Annotated in this window: 5 protein-coding genes; all 5 read left to right on the top strand. The window is 71.4% G+C overall.

Going from position 1 to position 5359, the window contains the following annotated elements:
• The coding region (locus ACWEVN_RS46210; protein ID WP_452055500.1) for an ROK family protein at positions 1 to 324 on the top strand (324 nt) is incomplete at its 5' end.
• A gap of 223 nt (positions 325 to 547) precedes the next feature.
• The gene (locus ACWEVN_RS46205; RefSeq protein WP_452055499.1) at positions 548 to 1735 is read left to right on the top strand and encodes an ROK family protein; all 1188 of its coding nucleotides are present in this window, start codon (positions 548 to 550) and stop codon (positions 1733 to 1735) included.
• A complete protein-coding gene (locus ACWEVN_RS46200) occupies positions 1732 to 3228 on the top strand; it encodes a sugar ABC transporter ATP-binding protein (RefSeq protein WP_452055498.1) in 1497 nt (498 codons plus the stop codon). Before ACWEVN_RS46205 ends, ACWEVN_RS46200 begins: the two co-directional genes overlap by 4 nt.
• A complete protein-coding gene (locus tag ACWEVN_RS46195; protein WP_449683447.1) occupies positions 3225 to 4223 on the top strand; it encodes an ABC transporter permease in 999 nt (332 codons plus the stop codon). Before ACWEVN_RS46200 ends, ACWEVN_RS46195 begins: the two co-directional genes overlap by 4 nt.
• 21 nt (positions 4224 to 4244) lie before the next feature.
• The gene (locus ACWEVN_RS46190; RefSeq protein WP_310969748.1) at positions 4245 to 5300 is read left to right on the top strand and encodes a substrate-binding domain-containing protein; all 1056 of its coding nucleotides are present in this window, start codon (positions 4245 to 4247) and stop codon (positions 5298 to 5300) included.
• Positions 5301 to 5359: the final 59 nt, after the last annotated feature.

Below are 5359 nucleotides of genomic sequence, written 5' to 3'. Positions count from 1 at the left end.
GTCGTCACCGCCCGTGACGTCGGCCGGGCCGCCGCGGCCGGCGACTCCGGCGCGGTCAACCTCATCCGCGACGGCGGGCGCCGGCTCGGCCAGGTCATCGCCTCGCTGGTCTGCTTCATCAACCCGGGCATGGTGGTGATCGGCGGCGGGGTGGCCCAGCTCGGGCACCAGCTGCTCGCCGAGGTCCGCAGCGCGGTGTACCGGCGCTCGCTGCCGCTGGCCACCGGAAACCTGCCGATCGTGCTGTCCGAGCTGGGCGAGACGGCGGGCGTGATCGGGGCCGCCTGGTCGGCCACGGATCGCGCGTTCACGCTCAGCAGCTGAGCGATCAGATAACCGAGCGTTGCTGAACGCGTCCACAATGTAACGTCAAGATCGGACAGACTTTCGTACGTATCGAGCGAAAGTCTGTCCGGTTTTGCACGTCTATCCGGGTGAAAACCCGACTAAACGCACCCGCATCACCTTGACGAGTGATGCCAGTCACCCTACTTTCGCTGCCTGAGCGACAAAGTGCGTTCAGTAGCCAGCGCAAGATGGGGGCACCGTGGCCGTCACCGGAACGAGGCAAGCCGGTTCGGCGAGCCCGCGTACGGCGAACCTGGCCGCGGTCCTGCGGGCACTGCGCACCGGCCCGCTCTCGCGCACCCAGCTGGCGGCCCGCTGCGGCCTCCCCAAGTCCGCGGTGCCCGGCCTGCTCACCGAACTCGCCGAGCGCGGCCTGGTCCGGCCCGCCGGGGTCCGCCCCGGCAACGGGCGGCCGAGCCGGCTGGTCGAGCTGCACGGCGAAGACGCGTACGCGCTGGCAATGGGTATCGAGGCCGACCGGCTCTCGGCCCGGGTCACCGACCTGTCCGGCCGGGTGCTGGCCGAACGCGCCGAGACCGTCGACGTCGCCGCGCTCGGGCTCCAGAGAACGATGGACGAGCTCGGCCGGCTGGCTCACTCGGTCCTGCCCGGGCCGCCGGTCGGCGTCGCGATCTCGGTGCCCGGCCTGGTCGACTCGGCCGCCGCCGTGCTGCGGTTCGCGCCCGCGCTGCGCTGGCGGGACGCCGAAATCGCCGGCCTCATGGCGGCCCGGCTGGGCGTCCCCGCCGCCGCCATCGCCGTGGACAACGACGCCAACCTCGGTGCCCTCGCCGAATCGGTCGCGGGCACCGGCACCGAGGTCTTCTACCTCGGCGGCGGCACCGCCGTCGGCGGCGGGTTCGTCTCCGGCGGCACGATCCTGCGCGGCGCGCGCGGCTTCGCGGGCGAGGTCGGGCACATCGCCGTCGACCCCTCCGGCGAACGCTGCTCCTGCGGCCGGACCGGCTGCCTGGAAACCAAAGCGAGCCTCGCCGCCGTCCTGCGCGCGGCGGCGGCCCCCGGCGACCCGCTGCACGATCCCGCCGACGGCGTCGAAGGCCGCGTCGCCCGGCTCACCGACCGCATCCGGCTGGGTGACCAGCGCGCGGTGACAGCGGTCCACGAACTCGGCGTCGCGCTCGGCATCGCCCTGTCCACGGTGGTCGACGTGCTCGACCCGGACGTCGTCGTGCTCGGCGGCTACTTCGCGGAACTGGGGGAGTGGCTGGTCGAACCGGTCCGCGTCGAACTCGCCGCCCGGCCGCTCGGCCAGGCGCGGGTCGTGGCGTCCGGGCTCGGCCTGCAGGCGCCGCTGCGGGGTGCCGCGCACGTGGCGGCCGAGCGGCTGTTCGCGAACCCGACGCTCGCCGAGGAGGCCACGGTATGACCCTGCTGTCCGTCCGCGGGATCGTGAAGACCTTCCCCGGCGTCCGCGCCCTCGACGGCGTCGACCTCGACGTCGAAGCCGGCGAGGTGCACTGCCTGCTCGGCCAGAACGGCGCCGGGAAGTCGACGCTGATCAAGGTCCTCTCCGGCGCGCACCAGCCCGACACGGGCGAACTCACCTGGCAGGGCGAAGCGGTGACGCTCGGCTCGCCGGTCGACGCCCTGCGCCTGGGCATCGCCACCATGTACCAGGAACTCGACCTCGTGCCCGGGCTTTCGGTGGCGGACAACATCTTCCTCGGCCACGAACGCGCCCGCTTCGGCTTCACGCGCATCTCCCAGGCCCGCGACGAAGCCGCCCGCCTGATGGCCCGGCTCGGCCACCCGGACATCCGGCCGTCGACCGAGGTCGGCAAGCTGTCGGCCGCCGGCCAGCAGCTCGTCTCGATGGCCCGCGCGCTGGCCCACGACGCCCGGCTGCTCGTGATGGACGAACCCACCGCCGCGCTGGCCGGCGAGGAGGTCGACAACCTCTTCCGGATCGTCGGCGAGCTGACCGCCGACGGCGTCGCGGTCGTCTACATCTCCCACCGCCTGGAGGAGCTGCGCCGGATCGGGCACCGGGTGACCGTGCTCAAGGACGGCCGGACCGTCGGCACCGGCCTCGACGCCCGCGAGACGCCGACCGCCGACCTGGTCGCGCTGATGGCCGGCCGCAAGGTCGAGACGGTCTTCGGGCCGCGCCACGACGGGCACGCGAAACCGGAGACCGCGCTCGCCGTCGAGAACCTCACCCGGCACGGCGAGTTCGAGGACGTGAGCTTCACCGTCCACGCCGGCGAGGTCGTCGGCATCGCCGGCCTGGTCGGCTCCGGACGCAGCGAGCTGCTGGAAACGATCTTCGGCGCCCGCAAGGCCGACCGCGGAACCGTTTCGGTCCGAGGGAAGCCGCTCGCTCCCGGCGTCCGGGCGGCGGTCAAGGCGGGCATCGGCCTCGCGCCCGAGGAGCGCAAGAGCCAGGGCCTGCTGCTCGACCTGCCGGTGGTGCACAACGTCACCCTCGCCAGCCTCGGCCGGTACGCGAAGGTCGGTTTCACCGAGCGCGCCCGGGAACTGGACGACGCCGGCGCCAGCCTGCGCCGCCTCGACCTGCGACCCGCCGACCCGCGGCGGATCGTCCGCACGCTGTCCGGCGGCAACCAGCAGAAGGCCGTGCTCGCGCGGTGGCTGGTCCGCGGGTGCCGGGTGCTGCTGCTCGACGAGCCGACGCGCGGTGTCGACGTCGGCGCCCGCGCCGAGCTGTACCGGCTGATCGACGAGCTGGCCGCGACCGGCGTGGCGATCGTGCTGGTGTCCAGTGAAATCCCCGAGGTGCTCGGGCTGTCCGACCGGGTGCTGGTGCTGCGCGAGGGCCGGGTCCTCGCCGACCGGCGCTCGGCCGGGCTGACCGAGGCCGAGGTGCTCGACGTGATTCTCGAGGGGAGCGCGGCATGACCGAAACCCAGGCACCGCCCCAGGAAGCGCTGCCCGCCGAACGGAAGCGGTTCACCTTCTCCGCCGACCCGCGGCTGCTCGGCCTGGCCGGGGTGCTCGTCGTCCTGTGCCTGGTCGGCCAGTTCACCCGGCCCGAACTGTTCTTCACCGAAAGCAACATCTCGACGATCCTGCGGCTGGCCGCCGCGATCGGCGTGGTCAGCGTCGGGATGACGTTCGTGATCATCAGCGGCGGCATCGACCTGTCGGTCGGCTCGATGGTCGGCCTGGCCGGCGTCTGGCTGACCACGCTGGCCACGCAGTCGTACGGGCCGTTCGTGATGGTCCTCTGCGGACTCGCGGTCGGGCTCGGCTGCGGGCTGATCAACGGCGTCCTGGTCGCCTACGGCAAAGTCGTGCCGTTCATCGCCACCCTGGCGATGTACGTCTCGGCCCGCGGGCTCGCCGAGCGGATCAGCGGCCGCCGCACCCAGGTCGTCACCGACCAGGACTTCCTGGCCTTCTTCCGCGGCGGCTTCCTCGGCATCCCGACGCTGATCTGGCTGTTCGCGCTGGTCTTCGCGGTCGGCTGGGTGGTGCTCAACCGCACCACCTTCGGCCGCCGGACGTACGCGGTCGGCGGCAACGCCGAGGCGTCCCGGCTGGCCGGCATCAACGTCAAGCGCCACCTCGCGCTCGTCTACGGCGTGGCCGGGCTCTGCTGCGGGATCGCCGCGCTGATGGTCGTCGCGCGGACGACGGCGGGCGCGTCGACCAACGGGATGTTCTACGAGCTCGACGCGATCGCGGCGGTGGTCATCGGCGGCACGCTGCTGACCGGCGGCCGCGGCTCGCTCATCGGCACCCTCGTCGGCGTGCTGATCTTCACGGTGCTGTCGAACATCTTCACGCTGAACAACCTGGACACCGACATCCAGAACATCGCCAAGGGCGTGATCATCGTGCTCGCCGTGCTCTTGCAGTTCCGGGCCAGGAAAGCCAGGACCGGTCCGTAGAAATCACCGATGGAGGTCAACATGGCCGAACAACCCTTCCTCGGCCGCCGGGGATTCCTGCTGGGCGGGGCCGCCGTCGGCGCCGGCGCGCTACTGGCCGGCTGCACGTCGAACACGCCCGCGAACTCGGAGTCGAACGCGCCGGTCGCCAACGCGGGCAACAACGCCCAGCCGGGCAAGCCGATCACCATCGGCTTCTCCGCACCGGCCGCCGACCACGGCTGGATCGCCGCGATCACCAAGAACGCCAAGGCCCAGGCGCAGAAGTTCAGCGAGGTGAAGTTCAACGCGACCGAAGGCACCAACGACGTCAACCAGCAGATCTCCCAGGTGGAGACGCTGATCAACGCGAAGGTCGACGTCCTGGTCATCCTGCCCTTCGACGGCAAGGCGCTCACCGCGGTCGGCCAGCAGGCGATGGACGCCGGCATCCCGGTGATCAACCTCGACCGCGTCTTCGACACGCCGCTGGCGTACCGAACCTGGATCGGCGGCGACAACTACCGGATGGGCGTCAACGCGGGCAACTACATCGCCGCGGAGCTCAAGAAGAAGAACGTCGCGAACCCGGTCATCGGCGAGGTCGCCGGGATCGACTCGCTGCCGCTGACCCAGGAACGCAGCAAGGGCTTCAAGGACGCGCTCGGGCGCGCCGGGTTCAGTGTGGGCCCGCGCGTGTCGGCGCAGTTCACGTCGGAGTCGGGCGAGCAGCAGACGGCGAACCTGCTGCAGGGCGCGCCCAAGCTGGACGCCCTGTGGAACCACGACGACGACCAGGGCATCGGCGTCAACGCGGCGATCGACACCGCGGGCCGCAAGGAGTTCATCATGGTCGGCGGCGCCGGCTCGAAGAACATGATGAACCTGATCAAGGCCGACTCGTCGCCGATCAAGGCGACCGTGCTCTACAGCCCGTCGATGGCCTCGACCGCGGTCGCGCTCGCCCGGCTGCTCGGGCAGGGCAAGGGGATCGGCGACCTGGCCGAGCACGACATCCCGGCCGAGATCACCACGTACTCGGCGGTCGTGACCAAGGAGAACGTCGACCAGTACCTCGACGTCGGCTTCGACTCCTGACCAGAGTCTTCCGCGGCCTTCGTGAGTGGTAAGGCGGGTTAGAACCCGCTTTAACACAC

Source organism: Amycolatopsis sp. NPDC003861 (genome assembly GCF_053605405.1).
The sequence above is the reverse complement of the archived record's forward strand: the minus strand, read 5'-3'. Positions and strand labels throughout refer to the sequence as shown.

Bases quoted from the DNA above. Each gene is read 5' to 3' on its own strand.
- ACWEVN_RS46200 (WP_452055498.1), top strand. From the start codon at position 1,732: ATGACCCTGCTGTCCGTCCGCGGGATCGTGAAGACCTTCCCCGGCGTC.
- ACWEVN_RS46195 (WP_449683447.1), top strand. From the start codon at position 3,225: ATGACCGAAACCCAGGCACCGCCCCAGGAAGCGCTGCCCGCCGAACGG.
- ACWEVN_RS46190 (WP_310969748.1), top strand. From the start codon at position 4,245: ATGGCCGAACAACCCTTCCTCGGCCGCCGGGGATTCCTGCTGGGCGGG.